This is a genomic window from Amycolatopsis sp. NPDC023774 (assembly GCF_040639695.1).
Taxonomy (GTDB): Bacteria; Actinomycetota; Actinomycetes; order Mycobacteriales; family Pseudonocardiaceae; genus Amycolatopsis.
This window is the reverse complement of sequence record NZ_JBFAAJ010000002.1, coordinates 413,142-434,628: the sequence shown is the minus strand read 5'-3', so window position 1 is coordinate 434,628 and position 21,487 is coordinate 413,142. Positions and strand designations below refer to the sequence as shown.

Annotated in this window: 25 protein-coding genes and 1 tRNA gene; 12 read left to right on the top strand and 14 right to left on the bottom strand. The window is 72.2% G+C overall.

What is annotated here, in order from left to right; all coding sequences use genetic code 11:
• Nucleotides 1-36 precede the first annotated feature (36 nt).
• The 4 genes from AB0F91_RS08125 to AB0F91_RS08110 form a co-directional block, all read right to left on the bottom strand.
• Nucleotides 37-492, bottom strand: coding sequence for an HNH endonuclease (locus tag AB0F91_RS08125; RefSeq protein WP_360595836.1), 456 nt, complete (start codon nt 490-492; stop codon nt 37-39).
• Between the two features lie 34 nt (nt 493-526).
• A tRNA-Cys gene (locus tag AB0F91_RS08120) sits at nt 527-600 on the bottom strand.
• Between the two features lie 437 nt (nt 601-1,037).
• On the bottom strand, nt 1,038-1,409 hold the full coding sequence (locus tag AB0F91_RS08115; RefSeq protein WP_360595834.1) for a hypothetical protein: 372 nt from the start codon (nt 1,407-1,409) through the stop codon (nt 1,038-1,040).
• Between the two features lie 115 nt (nt 1,410-1,524).
• Nucleotides 1,525-2,379, bottom strand: a complete 855-nt coding sequence (locus AB0F91_RS08110; protein ID WP_360595833.1) for a LysR family transcriptional regulator — start codon at nt 2,377-2,379, stop codon at nt 1,525-1,527.
• 69 nt (nt 2,380-2,448) lie between these two features.
• Between AB0F91_RS08110 and AB0F91_RS08105 the strand changes: the two genes are divergently transcribed.
• Together AB0F91_RS08105 and AB0F91_RS08100 are read left to right on the top strand one after the other, a co-directional pair.
• Nucleotides 2,449-3,456 carry an EamA family transporter gene (locus tag AB0F91_RS08105; protein WP_360595831.1) on the top strand — a complete coding sequence of 336 codons (1,008 nt, stop codon included), beginning with the start codon at nt 2,449-2,451 and terminating at the stop codon, nt 3,454-3,456.
• Nucleotides 3,416-4,327: a hypothetical protein gene (locus tag AB0F91_RS08100; protein WP_360595829.1), complete on the top strand. Its 912-nt coding sequence runs from the start codon at nt 3,416-3,418 to the stop codon at nt 4,325-4,327. Before AB0F91_RS08105 ends, AB0F91_RS08100 begins: the two co-directional genes overlap by 41 nt.
• A gap of 12 nt (nt 4,328-4,339) precedes the next feature.
• Here the strand turns inward: AB0F91_RS08100 and AB0F91_RS08095 are convergent, their stop codons facing one another.
• On the bottom strand, nt 4,340-4,756 hold the full coding sequence (locus AB0F91_RS08095; protein ID WP_360595828.1) for a Fur family transcriptional regulator: 417 nt from the start codon (nt 4,754-4,756) through the stop codon (nt 4,340-4,342).
• Nucleotides 4,757-5,094: 338 nt separating this feature from the next.
• Between AB0F91_RS08095 and AB0F91_RS08090 the strand changes: the two genes are divergently transcribed.
• A complete protein-coding gene (locus AB0F91_RS08090; RefSeq protein ID WP_360596284.1) occupies nt 5,095-5,469 on the top strand; it encodes a hypothetical protein in 375 nt (124 codons plus the stop codon).
• A gap of 86 nt (nt 5,470-5,555) precedes the next feature.
• Here the strand turns inward: AB0F91_RS08090 and AB0F91_RS08085 are convergent, their stop codons facing one another.
• Complete coding sequence (locus tag AB0F91_RS08085) at nt 5,556-6,023, bottom strand: hypothetical protein (protein WP_360595826.1); 468 nt, start codon at nt 6,021-6,023, stop codon at nt 5,556-5,558.
• A 109-nt stretch (nt 6,024-6,132) separates the two neighbouring features.
• On the opposite strand from AB0F91_RS08085, the gene AB0F91_RS08080 reads away from it, so the two are divergent.
• The gene (locus tag AB0F91_RS08080) at nt 6,133-6,861 is read left to right on the top strand and encodes a TetR family transcriptional regulator (RefSeq protein ID WP_360595824.1); all 729 of its coding nucleotides are present in this window, start codon (nt 6,133-6,135) and stop codon (nt 6,859-6,861) included.
• Nucleotides 6,862-6,883: 22 nt separating this feature from the next.
• Here AB0F91_RS08080 and AB0F91_RS08075 read toward each other — a convergent pair whose 3' ends face one another.
• The gene (locus tag AB0F91_RS08075) at nt 6,884-7,471 is read right to left on the bottom strand and encodes a hypothetical protein (protein ID WP_360595823.1); all 588 of its coding nucleotides are present in this window, start codon (nt 7,469-7,471) and stop codon (nt 6,884-6,886) included.
• Nucleotides 7,472-7,589: 118 nt separating this feature from the next.
• Here AB0F91_RS08075 and AB0F91_RS08070 point away from each other — a divergent pair, with 118 nt between their 5' ends.
• The gene (locus tag AB0F91_RS08070) at nt 7,590-7,943 is read left to right on the top strand and encodes a DUF488 family protein (RefSeq protein WP_360595822.1); all 354 of its coding nucleotides are present in this window, start codon (nt 7,590-7,592) and stop codon (nt 7,941-7,943) included.
• A gap of 109 nt (nt 7,944-8,052) precedes the next feature.
• On the opposite strand, the gene AB0F91_RS08065 is transcribed toward AB0F91_RS08070, so the two are convergent.
• From AB0F91_RS08065 to AB0F91_RS08055, 3 genes are all read right to left on the bottom strand, one after another.
• Entirely contained in the window at nt 8,053-9,678 is a 1,626-nt protein-coding gene (locus tag AB0F91_RS08065) for a M4 family metallopeptidase (protein ID WP_360595820.1), read from the bottom strand.
• 212 nt (nt 9,679-9,890) lie between these two features.
• The gene (locus AB0F91_RS08060; protein ID WP_360595819.1) at nt 9,891-10,913 is read right to left on the bottom strand and encodes a serine hydrolase domain-containing protein; all 1,023 of its coding nucleotides are present in this window, start codon (nt 10,911-10,913) and stop codon (nt 9,891-9,893) included.
• The gene (locus tag AB0F91_RS08055) at nt 10,903-11,706 is read right to left on the bottom strand and encodes an IclR family transcriptional regulator (protein WP_360595817.1); all 804 of its coding nucleotides are present in this window, start codon (nt 11,704-11,706) and stop codon (nt 10,903-10,905) included. The genes AB0F91_RS08060 and AB0F91_RS08055 overlap by 11 nt, the downstream gene beginning before the upstream one ends.
• Nucleotides 11,707-11,787: 81 nt before the next feature.
• Here AB0F91_RS08055 and AB0F91_RS08050 point away from each other — a divergent pair, with 81 nt between their 5' ends.
• From AB0F91_RS08050 to AB0F91_RS08030, 5 genes are read left to right on the top strand one after another with little or no spacing between them, the layout of a single operon-like run.
• A complete protein-coding gene (locus AB0F91_RS08050) occupies nt 11,788-13,335 on the top strand; it encodes an ABC transporter substrate-binding protein (RefSeq protein ID WP_360595815.1) in 1,548 nt (515 codons plus the stop codon).
• Nucleotides 13,332-14,306 carry an ABC transporter permease gene (locus AB0F91_RS08045; protein WP_360595814.1) on the top strand — a complete coding sequence of 325 codons (975 nt, stop codon included), beginning with the start codon at nt 13,332-13,334 and terminating at the stop codon, nt 14,304-14,306. Before AB0F91_RS08050 ends, AB0F91_RS08045 begins: the two co-directional genes overlap by 4 nt.
• A complete protein-coding gene (locus tag AB0F91_RS08040; protein ID WP_360595812.1) occupies nt 14,303-15,193 on the top strand; it encodes an ABC transporter permease in 891 nt (296 codons plus the stop codon). The genes AB0F91_RS08045 and AB0F91_RS08040 overlap by 4 nt, the downstream gene beginning before the upstream one ends.
• On the top strand, nt 15,190-15,981 hold the full coding sequence (locus tag AB0F91_RS08035; RefSeq protein ID WP_360595810.1) for an ABC transporter ATP-binding protein: 792 nt from the start codon (nt 15,190-15,192) through the stop codon (nt 15,979-15,981). Before AB0F91_RS08040 ends, AB0F91_RS08035 begins: the two co-directional genes overlap by 4 nt.
• Nucleotides 15,978-16,778, top strand: a complete 801-nt coding sequence (locus tag AB0F91_RS08030) for an ATP-binding cassette domain-containing protein (RefSeq protein WP_360595808.1) — start codon at nt 15,978-15,980, stop codon at nt 16,776-16,778. The genes AB0F91_RS08035 and AB0F91_RS08030 overlap by 4 nt, the downstream gene beginning before the upstream one ends.
• 16 nt (nt 16,779-16,794) lie before the next feature.
• Here the strand turns inward: AB0F91_RS08030 and AB0F91_RS08025 are convergent, their stop codons facing one another.
• Nucleotides 16,795-17,739 (bottom strand): ROK family protein, encoded by a 945-nt coding sequence (locus tag AB0F91_RS08025; protein ID WP_360595806.1) that lies wholly within the window; start codon nt 17,737-17,739, stop codon nt 16,795-16,797.
• A 41-nt stretch (nt 17,740-17,780) separates the two neighbouring features.
• On the opposite strand from AB0F91_RS08025, the gene AB0F91_RS08020 reads away from it, so the two are divergent.
• Complete coding sequence (locus AB0F91_RS08020) at nt 17,781-18,530, top strand: creatininase family protein (protein ID WP_360595805.1); 750 nt, start codon at nt 17,781-17,783, stop codon at nt 18,528-18,530.
• Complete coding sequence (locus tag AB0F91_RS08015) at nt 18,527-19,654, top strand: enolase C-terminal domain-like protein (protein ID WP_360595803.1); 1,128 nt, start codon at nt 18,527-18,529, stop codon at nt 19,652-19,654. Before AB0F91_RS08020 ends, AB0F91_RS08015 begins: the two co-directional genes overlap by 4 nt.
• Here AB0F91_RS08015 and AB0F91_RS08010 read toward each other — a convergent pair.
• Genes AB0F91_RS08010 through AB0F91_RS08000 form a run of 3 tightly spaced genes read right to left on the bottom strand, consistent with a single transcriptional unit; the run spans nt 19,644 to nt 21,436 of the window.
• Nucleotides 19,644-20,231, bottom strand: coding sequence for a TetR/AcrR family transcriptional regulator (locus AB0F91_RS08010; protein ID WP_360595801.1), 588 nt, complete (start codon nt 20,229-20,231; stop codon nt 19,644-19,646). The two genes, AB0F91_RS08015 and AB0F91_RS08010, sit on opposite strands and share 11 nt — an antisense overlap.
• Complete coding sequence (locus AB0F91_RS08005; protein WP_360595799.1) at nt 20,232-20,528, bottom strand: antibiotic biosynthesis monooxygenase family protein; 297 nt, start codon at nt 20,526-20,528, stop codon at nt 20,232-20,234. It abuts the gene before it with no gap.
• Nucleotides 20,529-20,539: 11 nt separating this feature from the next.
• Nucleotides 20,540-21,436, bottom strand: a complete 897-nt coding sequence (locus AB0F91_RS08000) for a sulfurtransferase (RefSeq protein WP_360595798.1) — start codon at nt 21,434-21,436, stop codon at nt 20,540-20,542.
• Nucleotides 21,437-21,487: the final 51 nt, after the last annotated feature.

The following is a 21,487-nucleotide window of genomic DNA, read 5'->3' as shown; positions in this document are numbered from 1 at the left end:
GCCCGGCCGTCGCGCACAGGTGTCGCATGTGGACGGTCAGCGCAGCAGGTGCAGCTCGTCCCACGTGGGCACGTGCGGGGTGATCCGCAGCGTCAGCCCGGTCTCGGCGAGGGTCTGGTCGGCCTTGCGGGCGTTGCAGCTGCGCGCGGTGCCCCCGCACGCGGCGACGGTGTTGAGCCAGCTGGTGCGTTCACCGCCGCGGGACGTCGGGACGATGTGGTCGACCGTGGTCGCGTGGCGGCCGCAGTACGCGCAGGTGTAGCCGTCGCGTTGGAGCACGCCGCGGCGCGACCACCGGGGCGGGCCGGAATATCGCCACTTCATCACCACGTAGCGCAGCAGCCGCACGACCTTCGGGCGCGGGAAGACGCCCAGGTCGGCGCCGTCGCTCTCGTGGACGACCGCGACGTGGCGCACGAGCATCCGGATCGCGTGGGGGACGGAGACGGTGTGCAGGGGCTCGTAGCCGGCGTTGAGGACCAGGACGCCCATGGCGACGGGCACCTCCTTTTCGGTTTCGCTCGGGTGGAGACCGCGACCGGAGTCGAACCGGTTTGACCCGCTTTGCAGGCGGTTCCCTGGCCGTTCGGGCACGTGGTCGGAAAGGGGGATCGGAAATCGGGTCGGAAAATGGCGCCGAAAATGTCACGAAAACGTCACGGGGAACGAAAAAGCCGCCCTGATCGGTCTCCCGACGGGCGGCTCCCTGCTGCGACGCACTCTGGGTGCGTCACGGCGTGGAGCCTGGTGTCTCGGCAGCGTAGGGCAGGCGCCGGGCGTCGCCCGCGATGCCGAAGCACCCCGGACAAGCCTTGCGCTCTTCGCCGCCGAACATTCTCGTCACTCCTCGGTTGGTGGTGTACCACCACATCATGACCGACTTCGCGCGACGGCGTCAACGGTGATAATTCGCCCGGCGAACGACCTCGCCTACCCCCGGAAATGTTTCGCGGGGCCGTCCACGCGTCCACAGTGGACGGGACGGCCCCGCACCTCCCCGGTCGGCGGGGGTTCCCACCCCGACGGCCGGAGGGAACCTACTTGCAGCGCTTGCCGCCCTCGACCGACGGCCACCACGTGCCCAGTGGCGGGGCCGGGGTCTTGGTCCAGGTGATCTTCGCGCACTTGCCCTCGCCGCGGGCCTTCTTCGCGGTCACGACCAGCGCGCGGATGGCGACGCCGCACGCGAGGTTGCCCGGCGTCGGGATGTTCTTGCAGACGCGGATCGCGGGCGCACCCTCGGAGATCAGCTTCGTGGCGCTCCTGCTGAACACCCAGCTGCACGCGAAGAACCCGCAGTCGAGATCGGTGACGGCGGACGCCGCGGACGCCGGGGCCGGCGCGACGAGCAGGCTCGCGGCCACCAGCGGCGCCGCCAGCAAGGCAGCCCGGAAGCGGAGATTCCTCATGAAACGCCCCCTCCTGTTCTCGTTTGTCCGAAATGGAGCATGCCGCGCGCAGCCGGCGATGTCTGCCCTTGCGCGGTCCTTACGCCCGAAGGGGTGACCGTCCACTGTGGTGGTTTCAGCGGGCCCGGTAGAGCTCGCCCAGCAGCGCCACCGCGGCGTGGGTGGCCGGATGGGGGTCGTGGCCGTGCCAGATCAGCCGTACCGGAACGGGGGCCGCGTCGCGCACGCGGCGGTAGGCGATGCCGTCGCGGCGGTACTGGGTCACGGTGGAGTGCGGCGTGACGCCGACGCAGCGGCCGGTGGCGATGGCGGCCAACCAGTCGTCGATCTCGTGGGTGGGCTCCACGCGCGGGCGCTCCGCCGGTGGCCAGAGGTCGGTGGTCGTGGTGCCGGTGCGGCGGTCGATCACCAGGACGCGCGGGCTGAGATCGGCGAGCGTGACGGTGCGGCGGCGCGCCAGCGGGTCGTCGGTGGCCATGGCGCAGTAGCGGGCCTCGTGGCCGACGGTCGCGTGCGCGTACCTGCGGGTGTCCACGGCCGTGCGCACCACGGCGAGGTCGCACAGCCCTTCGGCGAGCCCGCCCGTCGCGGTGTTGGTGCGGACCAGCAGGAGCTCGACGTCGGGGTGGCGACCGGCCCAGCGGCGTTGGAACTCGGCCGTGTGGCGGCCCATTGCGGACCACGCGTGGCCGACGCGCAGCCGGGTGTGCCCCGTCGTGGCCTCGCGCACGAGGTCTTCGGCCTCGGCCAGCAGGTGCCGGGCGCGGGCGAGGACCTGAACACCGGCCGTCGTCGGGGTGACGCTGCGGCTCGTGCGGTGGAGAAGTCGCACGCCGAGTGCGGATTCCAACGAAAGAAGTGTGCGCGACACCGCGGCCTGGGAGACTCCGAGCTCGATCGCCGCGTCTGTGAACGTCCCCGTGTCCACGATCGCCACCAGGCACCGCAGGTGCCGCAGCTCCAGATCCATGACGCCAGCGTATGCGTGCCGCGATGAATGCATTTTGCGCATGCACGGCCGTGCCGCAGGCTCGCCGGCATGACCCAGGACAAGCGCACCGGTGTGGCGTTGATCTTCGGCGGCGCGACCGCGAACCAGCTCGGCGCGGCCGCCGCGGCGCTGGCGTTCCCCGTGCTCGGGCCCGCCGGCGTGGTGGCCGTGCGCCAGTGGGCGGCCGCCGTGCTGCTGCTCGCGGTGGGACGCCCGCGGCTGCGGTCGTTCACCGCCCGCCAGTGGCGTCCGGTTCTCGGGCTCGCGGCCGTGTTCGCGACGATGAACCTCTCGCTGTACTCCGCCGTCGGCCGCATCGGTCTCGGGTTGGCCGTGACACTGGAGTTCCTCGGCCCGCTCGCGGTCGCGCTGGCCGGCTCGCGTCGCCGAACGGACCTCGCCTGTGCGATTGCCGCCGCCGCGGCGGTCGGAATCCTCACGCGGCCGCGGCCCGGCACGGATTACGTCGGGGTCGCGCTCGCGCTGGCCGCCGCCCTGTGCTGGGCCTGCTACATCCTGCTCAACCGCACCGTCGGCCGCCGCCTGCCGGGCGTGCAGGGCTCAGCCGCGGCGGCGGGCGTCTCCGGCCTGCTGTACCTGCCCGTGGGGATCGTGGTGTTTTTCCACCACCGCCCCACACCGGCGGCACTCGGCGCGGCGCTGGCCGCGGGGGTGCTGTCGTCGGCGTTGCCGTTCCTCGCCGACCTGCTGGCGCTGCGGCGGGTCCCGGCGCGGTTGTTCGGGGTCTTCATGAGCGTGAACCCAGTGCTGGCCGCGCTGGTCGGCGAAGTGGTGCTCCACCAGCGGCTCGACGCGCCGGCATGGGCGGCGATCGCGGTGATCGTGGCGGCCGACACGGTGGCGGCGTGTCGGGTGAAGGGCGCGAACGCGGGCGTCGTACCGTCGGGGCAGGAGGTGGCGGATGGTGCGGATGTCGGACCGCGCGTGGCCGTCGACGGTGATCCCGAGCGACGAGCACGAACGCGCGCAGGCAACCGGTGTCCTGTTCCGGCGCATGGGCTGGGTGACGGAGACGCTGACGCGCGACGAGCGTGAGGACGTCGAGCGCCAGCTCGAGTTCTGGTACAGCAGCGGCTACTGCCCCGACGCGCTGCTGATCGCGCTCAGCACGCTGCCCGACGGCACGCCCCAGCGCCCCCGCCAGTCCGGCGAACGCCCCGGCCGCTTCCTGCGCTCGCGGCTCGAAGGCTGGTTCAACGACGCGGCGCAGGCCGCGATGACCGAGGTCCACGAGCCGCCGAGGCGCGGGCAGTCGTTCGAGGCGTGGTTCGAGAACAACCGCCGCCAGGCCGCGGCCGAGGGCACGGGCCGGCGGCGCTCGCGCGTCACCGAGGCGGGGCAGCGCGCGCGTGACGAAGCCCGGACATTCGCGGCGTCCCGGCGCAAAGATCCGCTCGCGCGCCTGCGCGAAAGTGAACAACGCCGGGCCGCGGCGCTCGACAGCCTCCGCGTGGCAGGTGCCGCCACACCTGTGCCCCCGACGTCTCCGCAGGAGACGCGCTCGACCCCGCGGATGGTGGCGTCGTTCGCGGCCCGCCAGTCCGTGGCGGCGAGGTCACCTCAGGTGGTGCGAATCGTCCGAAGGCTGCGCGAAGAGAAACGCGGACCGTCGCCGGCCGAACTCGCCGTGCTGCGCAACGCCGTCCGCGACGCCCACCACCACGCCGGCCTCGGCACCCTCGAAGCGGCGAGCGCGCAGATCGGCGACGACACCTCGGCGCTCACCCCCGAAGGGTTGCGCGTGTTGTCGTTTCTCGATCACGCGGACGAGAGCAAGCTGCCGGTGGAGGCGATGATCCGCCTGCTCACCCTGACCGTCGACGAGACGGCGACTCCCGAGACCACGACCCGCGAGACGGCCACCCCGGACGCCGCCACTCCCGAGCCGAACGCAGAGCAGGACTGAGCCGGCGCAGGACTAGGCCCGGGCCGCGCACTCGGCGCACAGGCCCCACCACGTGACCTCGGCCTCGTCGATCGTGAACCCGGGTGCCGACGACGGGTGCAGGCACGGCGCCGAGCCCACGGCGCACGGCACGTCCTCGATCCGGCCACAACCGCGGCACACCAGGTGGTGGTGGTTGTCGTGCCGGTCGAGCTCGAAGCGCGCGGGCGAGCCGGCCGGTTCGAGCGTGCGCAGCAAGCCGACGCCCACGAGGTCGTCCAGCACGTTGTAGAGCCCTTGCCGCGACAGTCCGCCCGTGCCGGCCTCGACGGCCGCCGCGATCTCGGCGGCCGTGGTGTGCGGGTGGTCCCGCACGGCACTGAGCACTGCCCGGCGCTGGGCTGTGTTCCGCAGTCCCCTCCGCTTCAGCTGGACCGCGAAGTCATCCATGACCCGATGGTAACTTCGCACCACTCGGTGACACCGATCGAGGGGCCCGGGTCACACCCGGCCCGGGAGGGCTTGCTCCGGCGCCGTCCGCGGTCCTCGTCGCCGAGCCGAACGGCAGTCACGCACTCGAGGAGACCGCCGAGCACACGCTGTGGCTGTACATGAAGCTCACGAGCCTGGCCGCGTCCCACCGCGGGTGGGGGCCGCCGGCTGGTGGAGTCCACAAAGGACGCCCGTGTCGCCTGGTCACCGCGGCGTTCACCCGATCCGGTGGCCTTCGCGTGTCGAACGGCTGAGCGGGCCCGTCGCCCGCACGCCTGGACCAGACTCGCCCGGTGATGAACACCTCCCTCGACGACGCCGGCCGCTGCCTGCTCTCGGTGGCCTGGAACATCCGCACCGGCGTCCCGCGGGCAGGGGCCCGCAAGGAGGAGATCCGGGCCAGGCTGCAGGCCGTCTGCCGTTCGATGGGGCACGCCGCGTGCGCCCGCGCGGCGGCCGGTTCGCCGCCGGACCACGTGCCGTTCCTGAGGCTCGCCGACCTCGCCTACGAGATCGACACGCTCCTGCTGCTCGTCGACACCGCGCTGGCGCCCGATGCCGACCGCGACCGCCGCCGGTGGGCCGAGATCGAGACGCTCGTCGCCGGTGTGGACGACCTCGTGCACGAGGCCGCGACCATCCTCGGGGGACAGCTCGCGGCCAGCCGCTGATGCTTTGCGCGCACGCGGTGTCCGACACCTCCCAGGACCGAGGTCCTGGGAGCACCCGGACAAGCTCAGCGTGCTGTGCGCCGAACTCAGTGGCGGACGCGGACCCCGGCCAGCACCGCGCTGAGGCTCGGCAGCCAGCGCTGCCGCGGGTCGGGGGCGGCGAGCCACTCCGTCGAGACGCCGGGGACCTGCGGGCCGATCGGCAGGGGGACGAGGGCGCCGCAGTCGAGGAGGTCGACGTCGGCGGGCAGGGTGGCGCGCGGGGGGATCAGGCCGTCGGTCTCGGCGAGGATGGCGACGCGCGGGCCGTGCTGCGTGGGCAGGACGAGGACGGGGCCCCGGCACCCGGTGTCGGCGAGGTGGCGCAGCACCGGCCCGGCGGCGAGCTTCGGCAGGGTCACGGCGCACAGGCCGTTTTCGAGCGCGAGGAACAGGCGGCTGCCGTGCCAGCGCACCGACCAGCCGAAGAGACGGCCGTAGTAGGCGTCGAACCGCTCGTGGGCGTGCTCTGCCGGCGCGAGCTCGGTCGGCTGGAGCTGCTGGTCGAGGCTCATCGTCGACGCCTTCCGGTCGTGGGGGAGTGGTCACAGGGGGCGGAGGTCCGACCCCGAGTCTAACGGCACTCAGTGCCACTAGCAAGGCGGCCTGCTACCGTCTTCGGGCATGACGGAATCGCAGCGCCGCGCGCCGGTCACCCGGGTCGGGGCGACGCCCGCCGGCCGACGGCAGCTGCGCCGCGCGCTGTCCTCGGCGGCCGTGGACCTGTTCGTGGCCAACGGGTACGAGGCGACGACCGTGGACGAGATCGCGGCCGCGGCGGGTGTCGGGCGGCGCACGTTCTTCCGGTACTTCGACACCAAGGACGACGTGCTCTTCGCCAACCACGACGAGATCGTCACGGAGATGGAGCAGGCGTTCGAACGTGCCGATCCGTCGCGCGATCCGGTCGAGGTGGCGTGTTCGACGGTGAGCCTGGTGCTCGACTACTACGCCGCGGACCTCGACGTGTCGCTGAAGCGGTTCACGCTCACGCGGACGGTGGCTTCGTTGCGGGACAAGGAAGTCGCGACCGTCGACCGCTACCAGCGCGTGCTCGCGCGGTACCTGCAGACGCGGTTCGCGGAGCAGGGTGACGACACGGCGAGCCTGCGGGCGGCCGTGGCCGCGGCGGCGATCGCGGCGGCGAACAACCATGTGCTGCGGCGGTGGCTGCGCAGTGGTGGCAAGGACGACATCGCGGCGAGCGCGGCGCGGGCGTTTGCCCTGGTCGGGGAGGCTTTCCGGGCGGCGAACGCCGAGCAGACGGTGGTCGCGGTGTTGAGTACCGCGAGGCCGTTGCCCGAGGTCATGGCCCGGCTCGGCGCGGTCTTCCAGGACGAGGGCGCGGACTGATAAGTGCACTCAGTGCCGTTGCTCAGCGGGCCGTTGCGGCGATCTCGACCGGGTAGCCGCCGCGGAGGACGGCGACCGTCGCGGGTGGCGTGATCACCTCGGCCGTTCCGCTGCGGGGCAGGGTGCGGCGCGGGCCGTAGCCGGAGGTCGTCCAGCCGGTCAGGCCGCCGGCCACGACCAGCGTCGGCACGCCTTCACGCAGGACGAATACGCCATCCGGCAGCTCCGTCCACGGCAGCTCGTGCAGCCGGCGTCGGCGGCCGGTGAGGCGTTCGGCGTGCAGCTGCCGGTTCATGGTCCGCGCGGACGGCGGCGCGACGCCCAGCGCCTCGGCCCAGCCGTCGCGGTACCGGACGTAGTCCGCGCGGCGGCACTCCCCGCACGGGCGGTGGCCGGCGGCGAACGAGACGGCCTCGTCGTGGAAGTACAGGTGCGTGTACCGGTGCGGCAGCCACTGCTCGCGCCACCGGCCGCGAAACTTGAGCCGGCAGGTGATCCACAGGTCGCTCGCGTGGGTGCGCACGATCTCGTGTCCGGAGTGGAGGATGCCGCGGTTGCCCGTCCACGCGCCGCGCAGCGGGATCGCGACGATCTCACCCAGCGGCGTCACGCGATTGCGCTCGGGCCAGTCAGCGACGCCCGGCTCCGCTGTGCCCGGCAATGCCCTGCCGGACCGCGCTGTGCCCGCCAATGCTGTGCCGGACGACCGGATGGGTGACAATGACGCGATGGTTCGCATCGCACGCGTCTACGACCCGGCCGGCTCCGACGACGGCACCCGAGTCCTCGTCGACCGCGTCTGGCCGCGCGGCCTGGCCAAGGACAAGGCCGCCCTGGACGACTGGTGCAAGGCCGTCGCACCCACCACCGAGCTGCGCAAGTGGTACGCCCACGATCCCGGCCGGTTCGCCGAGTTCACCCGCCGCTACCGCGCGGAGCTCACCGAACCCGGCCCAGCTGCCGACGCTCTGGCCGACCTGCGGGCGGTCGCCGCGCGGGGCCCGCTCACGCTGCTCACCGCGAGCCGCGCCCTGGACATCAGCCAGGCCGCCGTCCTGGCGCAGCTGCTCTCGGAAGACTGACACAGCCCCATCGTCCCCGCCCGCGGCGGCGAGCGCTGGCAGGTTCGCGACACGCACGCTGCCGGCACCCGTGGAAGCGGGCGCCGGCAGCAGCCGGGAAGAGAAGACCTTACGGCGCCAGGTTCAGCTGCGTGGCCTTCACCGCGTTGGCGACCTGGGTGCAGTCGGCCGTGGTGGTGCCGGCGACGCCGGTGCGGGCGTTGGTGGTGCAGGCGGAGTTCAGGGCCGTGCCGAGGTCCTTGAAGGTGGACGTGGGGCGCAGCAGGTTCTCGACCTTCCACCACAGCGCGATGGCCTTGTCCTCGCCGATGCCGTGGACGGTCTGGCCGTTGAAGGTGTCGCCATCGGTGATGAGGTAGTCCGTCTTGTCGACGACGCCGGCGTCGATGTGGGGGTCACCGTTGGCGCCGACCCAGAACTGGCCGTTGACGCGGTCGGGGCTGGGGCCCTCGCCGGAGTTCGGCGGGTTCTTCATGTCGCGCACCTGCCCGATCGACGAGCCCGCGCCCATCAGCCAGCGGTTGGTGCCCTGCACGTTGACGTCACCGGACTTGATGGCGATGAACTGACCCATCACATCGGACATGCCTTCGTTGAGCGCGCCCGCGTAGCCGTTGCCGAGCTGCGAGGTGTGCTGGGTGACGCCGTGGGTGAGCTCGTGACCCGTGATGTCCATGGTGGTCACGCCCTCGCCGAAGGCCATCTGCTCGCCTTCCCAGAACGCGTTGGCCCACGGGCACTGCGTGTGGCGGCGGCCGTCCGATTCGGTCTCGACCTCGCACATGCGCACGGTGCCGCGCAGGGCCTTGCCCTTGCCGTCGTGGTAGTCGGCGCCGATGTTGGCCGTGAGGTCGTACGAGGCGAACTGGGAGTAGAAGTTCTGCGCCTTGCCGAAGAAGTCGTAGACGCTGTTGACGTCCGCCGTCGCGACCGCGGCCTGGCCCTCACCGCGGGTCACGCCGAACGCGGTGCCGACGCCGCAGCGCAGGTCGGCCAGCGTGGCGATGTCGAGGTCCACGACCTTGCGGTTCGCGTCGCACACCACGCGGTTGGTGGCGGCCTTCGACTCGCCCCACACCTGCAGGACCTTGCCGGTGTCGGCGCCGACAACGACCGTCCACTTGTCCGCGGGGTCCACGCCGTTCACGGGCACGAAGTAGGTCGGCACGGCGGTGGCGCTCGCGCCGTCGCCGCCCAGGCTCGCGTCGTACCAGTACGCGGTTTCCGCGCCGGTCTTGAGCACGCCGGCGTCCTTCTGCGCCACCGCGGCGTGCGCGACCTCGGCTGCGCGGTCCTGGGCGCCCTTCGCGTCGGCCGGGAACGAGCCCTGCGTGCGCTGCGTGGTCTTGCCGAGCGCGGCCATGAGCGCGCCGCTGCCGTCGAGGTCCTGCACGATCTGCGCGCCGTACACCGGCACCCCGCGGATGTTCTGCTGCAGACGCGCGACGCTCCCGCCCGGAACGGACTGCACGCTGGTGAGCGTGAGGTCGCCGACGGCGAGACCGAACTGCCGGGCCAGGTCCGCGGTGTGCGACTGCGCGGCCGCGACGGCGTTCCCGGCGAGGTCGCGGGCGGCGGCGACGGGGGCGGCGGGCTGGACGGCGATGACGCGGCCGAGGGAGTCGGTGCTCACCTGGGTCTGCTGGGGCGACGCGCTCGCGGCACCACCGGCGGCCACGAGGATCGACGAAGCCGTCACTGAGATCGCCAGCACGGCCAGTCGTTTCGAAGACATACGGTCTACCTTCCGCACAGAGGGCCAACCCGAGTGGCCCGTGGAAGGAGTTTCGGATTCCGGTCCGAAACCCAGAAGCGCCGAAAGTAGGAAGTGGATCGTGGTCCAGCCATTGGATGGAAAATGCGCAAACCGGACATCGTGAACCGGATGTCGTTCTCCGCCAACGCTTTCGTTCCAGCGGTGAAACCGCCGATGCCCAGGATGTGGGATCAGAGAACCGCGGCTCGCGCGTGGAATTCGTGCCGCACCTCATCGATCCCCGGCGTTGACCGCGAAGGGTGCACCCGGTTGGTCAGCAGCACGTAGAAACGTCCGCGGTCCGGCTCCACCCACAGACTGGTCCCGGTGAAGCCGGTGTGGCCGTAGGCGGTGGGCTCCAGAGCTGTGCCCACTGGGGAACCCGGCACGTCGAGGCCCTGCCACGCGAGCCCGCGGCGCAGCGCGAGACCTTCGGTGTGACAGGCGATCATCTCCGCGTGCGACGCGGGTTTGAGCAACGCCTGCGCGCCGCCGGCGAGCACCTGCCCGAGCCGTTCGACGTCGCCGAGGGTGGCGAACAAGCCGGCGTGCCCGCAGACTCCTCCCAGCACCACGGCGTTCTCGTCATGCACCTGTCCACACACGACCCGGCCGCGCCACGGGCAGTCCTCAGTGGCCACCGCTTCGGCCAGAAACCCCTCGGAGGGCCCGAAACCGGTGGCCGTGAGCCCCGACGGCCGCGTGACGAGCTCCGTCACGAGGCGGTCGAGCGGCGCACCGCCGGCGGCCTCGGCGATCAGCCCGAGCAGGATGAACCCCTGCGACGAATACTCGACCCGCGTGCCGGGCGAGGACCGCAACGGGCCCGTCCGGATCGCCTCCAGCAGCACCTCGCGCGTCGGATGCTCGCGGTAGAGCGGAGTTCCGCCCGGCAGCCCGGACGTGTGCGCGAGCAACTGCCGCACAGTGATCGCGGCTTTGTCGCCGCGCGCATACGCCGGCAGGTGCCGGCGGAGCGGATCGTCGAGGTCGAGCAGCCCCCGTTCGGCCAGTGCCACCACCACGATCCCGACGACCGGCTTCGTCACCGACGCGAGGTCCCACCGGCTGTCCTCGGTCGCCGCCGGACCGCCGTGCCAGCGTGTGCCGAGCACTCCGCGGTCGAGTACCTCGTCCGCAGTGCCGACCGACCACGCCGCGGCCGAATACAAGCCCGTCGGGGAGGCGAGAAGATCTCGCAGCTCAGTCCTCATCGGACACCGCCTGCAGGCCGACTGGCCCCAGCTTCGCCGAAATCCGGTTCGCCGCCTCGGCCACCAGCGGGCCGAGCGCCGCGAACGCCTCCGGCTGCAGCGTGAACGTCAGCCCCGACACGCTGACCGCGCCGGCGATCACCCCGTCGGCATCCACCACCGGCGCGGCCACGCACCGAACGTGTGCTTCGTACTGCTCGTCGTCGACCACGTACCCGAGACTGTCCACAGTGGCCAGGGAAGCTCGGATCGCCGCCGGATCGGTGAGCGTCTTCGCGGTCCACGCCTTCAACGGCCCGGCGAGCACCGAGGCGACCTCGGCCTCCGGCAGGCGTGACAGGATCGCCCGCCCCACGCCCGTGCAGTACAGCGGCACCTCGCCGCCCGGCCGCGTGTTCAGCCGGTAGGCCTGCTCCGGCTCGTGCTTCTCCACATACACCGCCCGGTCGGCGTGGCGCACCGCGTAGTGCACCGTGTGCCCGGTCCGCCGCCGCAGGTCGGCGAGGACGGGCCGGGCGGACCGGGTGGCGCGGCTGCCGGTGAGCACGGCGGCCGAGAGCCCGAGCAGCCGCGGTCCGACGTCGTACTGGCCACCGCCCGTCGCGGCGGCGAAACCGGCGTCCGCGAACGTCTGCAGCATCCGGTGCGCGGTGGGTTTCGGCAGGTCACAGGCCTTCGCAACATCGGCGAGCCGGTGTGGCCCACCCGGGAGCGCGAGCGTCGCCAGCACTTCCAGCGCCTTGTCCACCGCGCCGCGGGAACTGTTCGCCGAGTCGTTGACAGCCTTGGTCACGACGCCTACCTTAGCGCAGTCGCATTCCATCTAACGGAACGGTATTTCACTTAACGAAACGTCGAAAGGAGCCGGCACCCCGTGGCCCCTCCGCGTCCCCGCCTGTCCCGCCGCGACGCCCTCCGGCTCGGCGGCCTCGCGCTGCCCGCACTCGCCCTGCCGGGTCTGCTCACCGCGTGCGGCAGCGCCGCAGGCACTCCCGGCACCGTGCTGCGCGTGGCGCAGACCTCGGACCCGAAGACCCTGGATCCCCAGAAACAGGGCGACCTCACCTCCATGAACGTGCTGATCAACATGTTCGACACGCTCACCACGCGCGGTCCGGACAACCAGCTCAAGCCAGGGCTGGCCCTGTCGTGGTCCTCGCCCGACCCGTTGACCTGGCGCTTCAAGCTCCGGCCCGGCGTGAAGTTCCACAACGGCGAGCCGTGTGACGCCCAGGCCGTGGCCTTCAGCATCAACCGGCTGCTCGACCCCGCCACGAAGTCGCCGATCGTCGAGCTGCGCTACGTGAAGCAGGCCGTGGTCGTCGATCCGCTCACGGTCGACCTGCGCTGCAGCCAGTCGGACCCGATCATTCCGGCGAAGGTCTCGCTGTTCGGCGGCGTCGCCGTGCCGCCGAAATACCTGAAACAGGTCGGTTCGGCGGGCTTCGCGAAGCACCCGGTGGGCACCGGGCCGTTCACCTTCGAGGAGTTCCAGCGCGACCACCAGCTGCGGATGCGCTCGAACCCCGCGTACTGGGGCGGCAAACCGGCTTACGACGAGCTGGTGTTCCTGCCGATGCCCGACGCGTCGTCCGCGCTCGCCTCCCTGCAGAGCGACGAGGTGGACATCGTCGCCGGCCTGACCCCGGACGCGGCACTGCAGATCCAGGGATACCCGGGTGTCGAGATCCGCAACTTCCCGGGCATCCGCACCTCGTACCTCTCGCTCGACACCACGCAGGGCCCGCTGCGGGACGTGCGGGTGCGCCAGGCGCTCAACCACGCCGTCGACGTGCCGCTGCTGATCAAGGCGGTGCTCGACGGCAAGGCGCGCGAGGTGCCGACGATGTTCCCGCGCGAGTCGTTCGGCTTCGACCCGTCGATCACGCCGTACACCCGTGACCGCGGCGAGGCCAAGCGCCTGCTCGCCGCGGCCGGGTTCCCGGACGGGTTCGACACCTCCCTCACCGCGCAGACGGCCGACTCGAACATCGCCGAGGCGATCTCCGGTCTGCTGGCCAAGGCCGGGGTGCGGGCGCGGGTGGACCTCGTCGACACCGGCACCTACACGAGCCGGCTGACGTCGAACAACCGCAGCGCGCTCGGCCCGATGTACCTCGCCGCCAGCACCGGCTGGACGCTCGACGCCGAGAGCCTCGTGCAGTCCAACGTGCGCCACGACCGGCGCCAGAGCCGCTGGCACAACCCCGAAGCCGACCGGCTGGTCGACGCCGAGGAGCTCTCCCTCGCCCCCGCCGACCGGCAGAAGGCGTTCACGTCCTTGCAGTTACTTCTCAAGCAGGAGGCGCCGTTCGTGTTCCTCTACCAGATCGACAACATCTACGCGGTCAACACGCGCCCCACCTGGCGCCCCGGTGTCGTCGGCGTGCTCGCCATGGCCTCGGCGAAGGTGACCCCGTGACGGCGCCGGTCACCACCGCGACCCGGCCGCCCGCGCGAGCCGGCGCCGGCGTGCTGCGGGTGGTGGTGACGAAGGTGCTCACGGCGATCGTGGTGCTGTTCTTCGTCGCCACGGCGGCGTTCCTGCTCGTGCGGCTCTCCGGCGACCCGGTGAAGCTGATCCTCCCGCCCGACGCCACCGCGGCGCAGGAGGCGACGTTGCGCGCGAGCCTCGGGCTCGACCGGCCGCTCATCACGCAGTACCTCGACTACCTCGCCGGCCTGCCACGGCTTCAGCTCGGCACCTCGCTCGTCTACGACCAGCCGGTGACCGACGTGCTGTTCTCCCGGGTCCCGGCGACGCTGGAGCTGGCCGGGGCCGCGCTGCTGGTCGCGCTCGCCCTCGCGGTGCCCGCGGGCACGTTCGCCGCGATGCGCCGCGGCCGCGCCGGCGACTCCGGCGTGATGGCCGGTGTCCTGGTCGGACAGTCCACTCCGGCCTTCTGGGTCGGGATTGTGCTCATCCTGATCTTCGCCGTGCAGCTGAAGATCCTGCCCGCGTCGGGTTATGGCGGGATCGAGCACCTGATCCTGCCCGCCGTCACGCTCGCCGTGTACTCGGTGGCGGTGATCGCGCGGCTGCTGCGCTCATCGTTGATCGACGTGCTCGGTTCGGACTTCATCCGCACCGCGAAAGCCAAGGGCCTGGGCACCGGCGGGATCGTGCTCGGTCACGGCATGCGCAACGCCGCGCTGCCCGTGGTCACCGTCGTCGGCCTCGAGGTCGGCTCGCTGCTGGGCGGCGCGATCCTCACCGAACAGGTGTTCTCGTGGCCCGGCCTCGGCCGGCTCACGGTCGAGGCCATCCAGAACCGCGACTTCCCGCTCGTGCAGGCGGCGGTGCTGTTCTTCGCCGCCACGTTCGTGATCGTGAACCTGCTGGTGGACCTGTCCTACACGATTCTCGACCCGAGGGTGCGGGTGACCTCATGACCGCCATCACCGCTGTCGCCGCTGCTCGATCCGCGCGGCCGAGCGCCGTGCGCGCCATGCTGCGCAACCGTCTCGGCTCGGTCGCCGTGGCCGTGCTCGTGCTCATGGTGCTGGTCGCGGTGTTCGCGCCGCTGGTCGCGCCGTACGACCCGGGCGCGCAGGACCTGCTGGTGCGCCTGCACCCGCCCGCGTGGGAGTCGGGTGGCGACGCGAGCCACCTGCTCGGCACGGACCAGCTCGGGCGCGACATCCTTTCGCGGCTGTGTTACGGCGCACGGATTTCCTTGCTGGTGGGCGCGTGCGCGGCGTTGCTCGCCGGCATCGTCGGCGCGGTGATCGGGCTCGTGGCCGGGTTCCTGGGCGGCTGGTTCGACCGGATCCTCATGCGCCTGGCCGACATCCAGCTCGCGTTCCCGCCGATCCTGCTCGCGCTCGCGATCGTCGGGTTCCTCGGCTCCGGCCTGTGGTACGTGGTGCTGGTCCTCGGCTTCACGGGCTGGGTCTCCTACGCCCGCGTGATCCGTTCCGAGGTGCTAACCCTCCGCACCAGGGAGTTCGTCACGGAGGCGCGGGCGATCGGCGTCACCGACCTCGCGATCATGCGCCGCCACCTGCTGCCCAACGTGATGGCGCCGCTCGCCACCATCGGCACGCTGCACGTGGCCGCGGCGATCGTGGCCGAGGCGTCGCTGAGCTACCTGGGCCTCGGCGTGCCGAAGCAGACCGTGACATGGGGCGGCATGCTCAGCGACGGCCAGCTGTACCTGGGCACGTCGTGGTGGGTGGCCGTGTTCCCCGGCATCGCGCTGATGATCACCGCGCTGGCCGTCAACATCACCGGAGACGTCTTGCGCGACGTCGCGGACCCGAAGGCGTACCGCTCATGAGCCTCGTGGAGATCAAGGGCCTGCGGGTCGAGTTCCGGCTCGACACCGGCACGGTGACCGCCGTCGACGGGGTGAGCTTGGCCGTGGACGAGGGCGAGACGCTCGCGGTCGTGGGGGAGTCGGGCAGCGGCAAGACGGCCACGGCCCTGTCGTTGCTGCGGCTGAACCCCGAGCCACCGTGCGTCTACGAGGGCGAGGTGCTGCTCGACGGACGCGATGTGCTGCGACTGTCCGAAAAGGACCTCCGCGGCATCCGCGGCAACGACGTCGCCATGGTCTTCCAGGACCCGATGACGAGCCTCAACCCGGTCAAACGGGTGGGTGCGCAGGTCGCGGAAGTCGTGCGCCGCCACGCACGGGCCTCCCGCGCGCAGGCCGCGGTGGCCGCGGTGGCCGCGTTGCGGGAAGCCGGGATCCCCGACGCGGAACGGCGGGCGGCCCAGTACCCGCACCAGCTTTCGGGCGGGCTGCGGCAGCGCGTGATGATCGCGATGGCGCTGGTCGGCCGGCCGCGGGTGCTGGTGGCCGACGAGCCGACGACCGCGCTCGACGTGACCGTGCAGGCGCAGATCCTCGAGCTGCTGGTGGAGCTGCAGCGCCGCCACGGCATGGCGATCGTGCTGATCACCCACGACCTGGGTGTGGTGGCCGAAGTCGCCGACCGGGTCGTGGTGATGCGCTCGGGCCGCGTGGTCGAGACCGGCGCCGTGCTGCCGGTGTTCGAGACACCGCAAGAGGAGTACACGCGCGAGCTGCTGTGCGCCACACCGAAGCTGGAGCGGGTATGACGAACCTGGTCGAGATCCGGGGCCTGCGCAAGGACTACGGCGCGGTGGCCGCCGTCGACGACGTCGACCTCGACGTGGTCTCCGGCGAGACGCTCGCCGTGGTCGGCGAATCGGGGTCCGGCAAGACGACGCTGACCCGGTTGCTGTTGCGCCTGGCCGAGCCCACAGCGGGCAGCGTCCGCTTCGACGGCGCCGACCTGGCGACGCTGTCGGCGGCCCGCCTGCGCAAGGTGCGCCGCGAGATGCAGGTGGTGCTGCAGGATCCGTACTCCAGCATGAACCCGTGGCTGCGCGTCACCGAGATCGTCGGCGAACCGCTGGTCACGCACGAGCGCGGCCTGCGCGGTCGGCGCGGCCGCACGCGGTTGCGCGCGCGGGTCGGTGAACTGCTCGACACGGTCGGCCTCGCGCCGGAGGTGCAGGACCGCTACCCGCACGAGTTCTCCGGCGGGCAGCGCCAGCGCATCTCCATCGCCCGCGCGCTCGCCCTCGAACCGCGGCTGGTCGTGCTGGACGAGCCGACGAGTGCCCTCGACGTCTCCGTGCAGGCGCAGGTGCTCGACCTGCTCGCCGAGCTGCAGTCGCGGCTGCAGCTGACGTACGTGTTCGTGTCGCACAACCTCGCGGTAGTGCAGCAGATCGCCGACCGGGTGGCGGTGATGCGCGCGGGCCGGATCGTGGAGCTCGCGTCGAAACAGCGGCTCTTCTCGGCGCCGGAGCACGACTACACGCGGACGTTGCTCGACGCGGTGCCGGACCCGGATCCGCGGCGGGCCCGGCGATGGGCCGCGTCGTGAGGTGGCGCTTGTGAGTTCAGTGCCGCGACAGCACCAAGCCCGCGCCGCCGAGCAGCACGATGTCGTCGGCCGGGCCGGTGTCGACCAGCACCTGTGGGGGTTTCGCGCCGGTGGCCCACGACGAGTCCTCGCGCAGGCGGTGCTCGATGCGGGCCCGGAACGCTTCGCCGCCTTCGGACGCTTCGCCGTGCAGGATGAAGAGGCCGGGCGCGAACAGCTGCTGGATGTTGACCAGGCCGAGGGCGATGTTGCCCGCGTACTCGTCGAGCAGCGGGTTGCCGGTCAGCTCGCGGACGCTGCGGGCAGCCAGGCCACGCCGTCCGGCTTCGGCGCGCAGCCACGACGTGGTCGCGACGGTCTTCCAGCAGCCGCGCGCGCCGCAGGTGCAGGGGAGGCCGCTGGCGGCCACCGTCATGTGCGCCCCGCTGCGTCCGCCCGGCGGGGCGAGCACCTCGCCGTCGTAGAGGATGCCGACGCCGAGGACCTCGCCGGTGGACACGGACGCGAACGTCGTGCGGCCCCGGCCCGGGCCGAACCAGCGATCGCCCAGCACCTGCACGCGGGCGCGGTGCTCCACGTGCACCGGGACACCCACCAGCCGGGTCACGACGTCGGCGACCGGGTAGCCGTGCAGCGCGGGCACCTCGTTGACCTCGATGATCACGCCCACCGGCGCGTCGACCAGGCCCGCGGCGGCGATCCCGACCCCGGCCGGCGGGCTCGGGAAGCGCAGCGCCGAAGCGAGCGCGGCGTCGATCTCGCCGGGGTCGGCCGTGCCGTGCGGGTACGTCGCCTCGGCCTGCCAGCGGACCGTGCCCGCGAGGTCGAGCAACGCGGCGCGGACGCGCCCGGGCACCAGCTCGACGGCGCCGAGCAGCGGCGCTGTGTCGTGCGGCAGCGCTGGCGGCTCGGGAGCCGGGGCCGGGACCAGCCGCAGTGCGGGCCGTTCGCCGGAATTCATGCGGTCACGATGCCACGCCCGGCCCGACGAGGGGAGCCCACATGCCCGAACTGACGCGGATGACCTGGCGGGAGGTGCGCGCGGCCGCGCCGTCGGCCATCGCGTTGCTGCCGATCGGCTCACAGGAGCAGCACGCGGGCCACCTGCCGATGGGCACCGACACGATGCTGGCCGAAGCCGTGGTCGACGGCGCGCTCGCCCGCCTCGGCGGCGACCCGGAGGTCGTGCGGCTGCCCGCCCTGCCGTTCGGCCACAGCCCGCACCACCTGTTCGCCGCGGCCGTGTCGCTCTCGGCCGCGACGCTGCAGGCCGTGCTCGCCGACGTGCTCGATTCGCTCGTGCGCAGCGGGTTCCGGCGCGTGTTCGTGGTCAACGGCCACGGCGGCAACGACGAGATCATGCGCCTGGCCGTGAAGCAGTACGCGCTGCAGGCCGACGTCGCACTCGCGGCGTGCTCGTACTGGTCACTCGGCGAAGCCGCGTCGCCGGGCCACGCCGGGCTGTTCGAGACGTCGCTGATGCTCGCCGCGAAGCCGGACCTCGTGCGCGAGCCCGTGCCGCGGCCGGACGGGACGCCGCCGCCGTTGTTCGACCGGCCGCCGTACCCGGGGCTGACGGTCGAGCGCCACGGCGAATGGGCCCGCGTCGGCGGCTCCACCGACGACGCCACAGCGGCCACCGCCGACCGCGGTGCCGACCTGCTGGACCGGCGGGTGGCGGCCCTGGCGGCCGCGATCCGCGCTTTCGCGGGGGCCACCCGCGAACACGCACACACCGAAGGGGAGGCATGAAGATCACCGACGTCGACGTGCAGGTCGTGAACCTGCCGTTGACCAATCCGTTCACCAGCTCGTTCGAGACCAAGACGGGGGAGACCCGCACAGTCGTGCGCCTGCGCACCGACACCGGCGTGGAGGGCTGGGGCGAGACGATGTGGGGCCGGCCGGTCGCGGAGCTCACGCGCCAGCTCGGCGCGGAGCTGGTGGGCCAGAGCCCGTTCGCGCTGGAGGCGTTCCACCGGCGCCACCACATGGTGCCCTTCTTCCACGGCTACCTCGGCTACGCGGCGCTGGCGGCGCTGGACGTCGCGTGCTGGGACGTGATGGGCAAGGCCACCGGCCAGCGCGTGACCGACCTGCTCGGGGGCCCGGTGCGCGAGGAGGTGCCGATCACCGCGCTCGTGACCCGCGCCGACGCGCCCGGCGCGCAGGGCCGCGAGCTGGCGCAGGGGATCGCCGAGCACGCGGCGAGGGTCGTGGCCGAGGGTGGCTTCACAGCCGTGAAGCTCAAGGGCTCGACCGACGTCTTCGGTGACGTCAAGATCATGCGGGAGCTGCGGCGCGCGCTGCCGGAGGTCCAGCTGCGCGTGGACCCGAACGCCGCGTGGTCCGTGCCCGACTCGATCCGCGCGGGGCTGGCACTGGAGGAGCTCGACCTGGAGTACCTCGAAGACCCGTGCGTGGGCATCGAGGGCATGAGCCAGGTCCGCGCCAAGGTGCGAATCCCCTTGTGCACCAACATGTGCGTGGTGCGGTTCGAGGAATTCGCGCCGGCGGTGCGCCTCGGCGCGGTGGACGTGATCCACGGCGACGTCTACAAGTGGGGCGGCATCGCGGCGACGAAGGCGCTCGCGGCGCACTGCGAGACGTTCGGCCTCGGCATGAACCTGCACAGCGGCGGCGAGCTCGGCATCGCGACGGCCGCGCACCTCGCCGTGGTCGCCAGCACGCCGGTGCTCTCGCGCGCGATCGACAGCATGTACTACCTGCATGTCGACGACATCGTCCAGCCGCTGCACCTCGAAGCGGGCCGCCTGCGCGTGCCGACCGGCCCCGGCCTGGGCGTGGAGGTCGACGAGGACAAGCTGGCCTTCTACGCGGCGAAGAACGCCGCCGAGGGCGACCTCACCGGCTGACGACGCGCGCGAGCACGTCGTCGAGGGAGCACGCCAGGGCTTCGGGTGAGCCGTGCAGGTGGGACAGCGCGGTGCCGCCCTGCTGGGCGGTGAGCAGTGTCAGGGCGAGGTGCTCCGCGGAGGTGTCCGCGGGGATCTCGCCCGCCGCCTGCGCGCGGCGGACCAGCGAGGTGATCGCGTTCTGCCAGCGGTCGAAGAGGCGCGCGAGGGTGGTTCGCAGTTCGGGGTCGTCGTCGACCTGGCCGACGAAAGCGCCGAGTGGGCAGTTGCCGTAGCCGCTCTCGCCGGCCGCGGCGAGCACCTCGTCACGCCAGCGGCGCAGGTCGGTGCACTCCTCGTCGTGCAGCGACGGTTGCGCGGCCAGCACGCGCTCCAGCTGGTGTTCCAGTACGGCGACGGCGAGGTCCTGCTTGCCGCCGAAGTAGTGGTACAGCTGGGACTTGCCGGTACCGCTCTCGGCGAGCACGTCCTCCAGCGGCGTGCCGCCGATGCCGCGCTCGTGCATCAGCCGCGCGGCGGTGGTCACGATCTTCTCGCGCGTGCGGCGGCCGCGGCTCGTGGTCGGTTCCGGGCGCATCTACGCGGGGTAGGTCTCGTAGTGGCGGGTGTCGAGCGTCGCGGGGTCGAACCAGCCCGCGACCGAGCCGATCCGCTGCGGGAACAGCGGGCTGGCGCGGAAATCCCGCTCGTGCGCCTCGACCGACGTCCAGTCCACCGCCACGGTGAAGCGGCCGGGTTCCTCCACGCAGCGGCTCACCGTCGCCGACAGGCAGTCCGGGTGCGCCCGCAGGTAGGGCACGCCCGACGCGATGGCGCGGCCCAGCTCGTCTTCGCCGCCGGGCGGCGCGGTGAGGGTGGCGACTTCGGTGACCATCGGCCCCTCCCTCAGGCGGTTTCGACGGGCAGGTCGGCGCGGGCGCTCCACTCGTTCCACGAGCCGTCGTAGTTGGTCCCGAGGGGGTAACCGGCGATGGCGAGTCCGAACAGGACGGTCGAGGCCGCGACGCCACCGTTGCAGTAGGCCACGACCGGCCGGTCCGGGTCGAGCTCGGCCGCGGTGAAGAGGTTCTTCAGCTCGGCCGCCGAGCGCCAGGTTCCGGTGGTGAGGTCCACGAGGTCTTCGCGCGGCACGTTCACGGCGCCGGGGATGTGCCCGGGCCGGTTGCCGGGGCGGGCGATCTCGCCGGTGTACTGGCCAGGGTCGCGGGCGTCGACGAGCTGGATCTCCGGCTTGTCCAGCGCGGCCAGCACGTCCTCGGCCGTGGCCCGCAGTTCCGGGCGGGTGCGCGGGGTGAACACCGTGCGCGGGTGCTGCGGCACGGCTGTGTCGACGGCGCGGTTTTCCCGCTGCCACTGGGTGAAGCCGCCGTCGAGCACGACCACGCGCTGGTGGCCGTAGTAGTGCAGCGCCCACCACAACCGCGTGGCGAAGGTCGACGCCGGGTGCGTGTCGTAGGCCACCACGAGGTGCTCGTCGCCGATTCCGGCCCGGGCCATCGCGTCGGCGAACTGCCGTTCGGTCGCCACCTGCACGGGCACGGCGTCGTCCGGGTCGACGATGTCGCGCGTCCAGTCGAGGAACACCGCGCCGGGCACGTGAGCGGCGGCGTACTCGTCGGCCGAGCTCTCGTAACCGAGGCCGGCCGGACCGGGCGAAGAGGGTCCCGCGCCCTGGCCGGGCAGCGGCGGGACGGAGCCGCGGATGTCGACGACCCGGACGTCCGGATCGTGCAGGTGTACGGCCAGCCACTCGGTGGTGACCAGGAAATCGGTGCGTGGCATCGCCTCGGGCCCGTCCCTCCGGCGGGGCCGGTGCCCGCCCTCAGTCTGTAC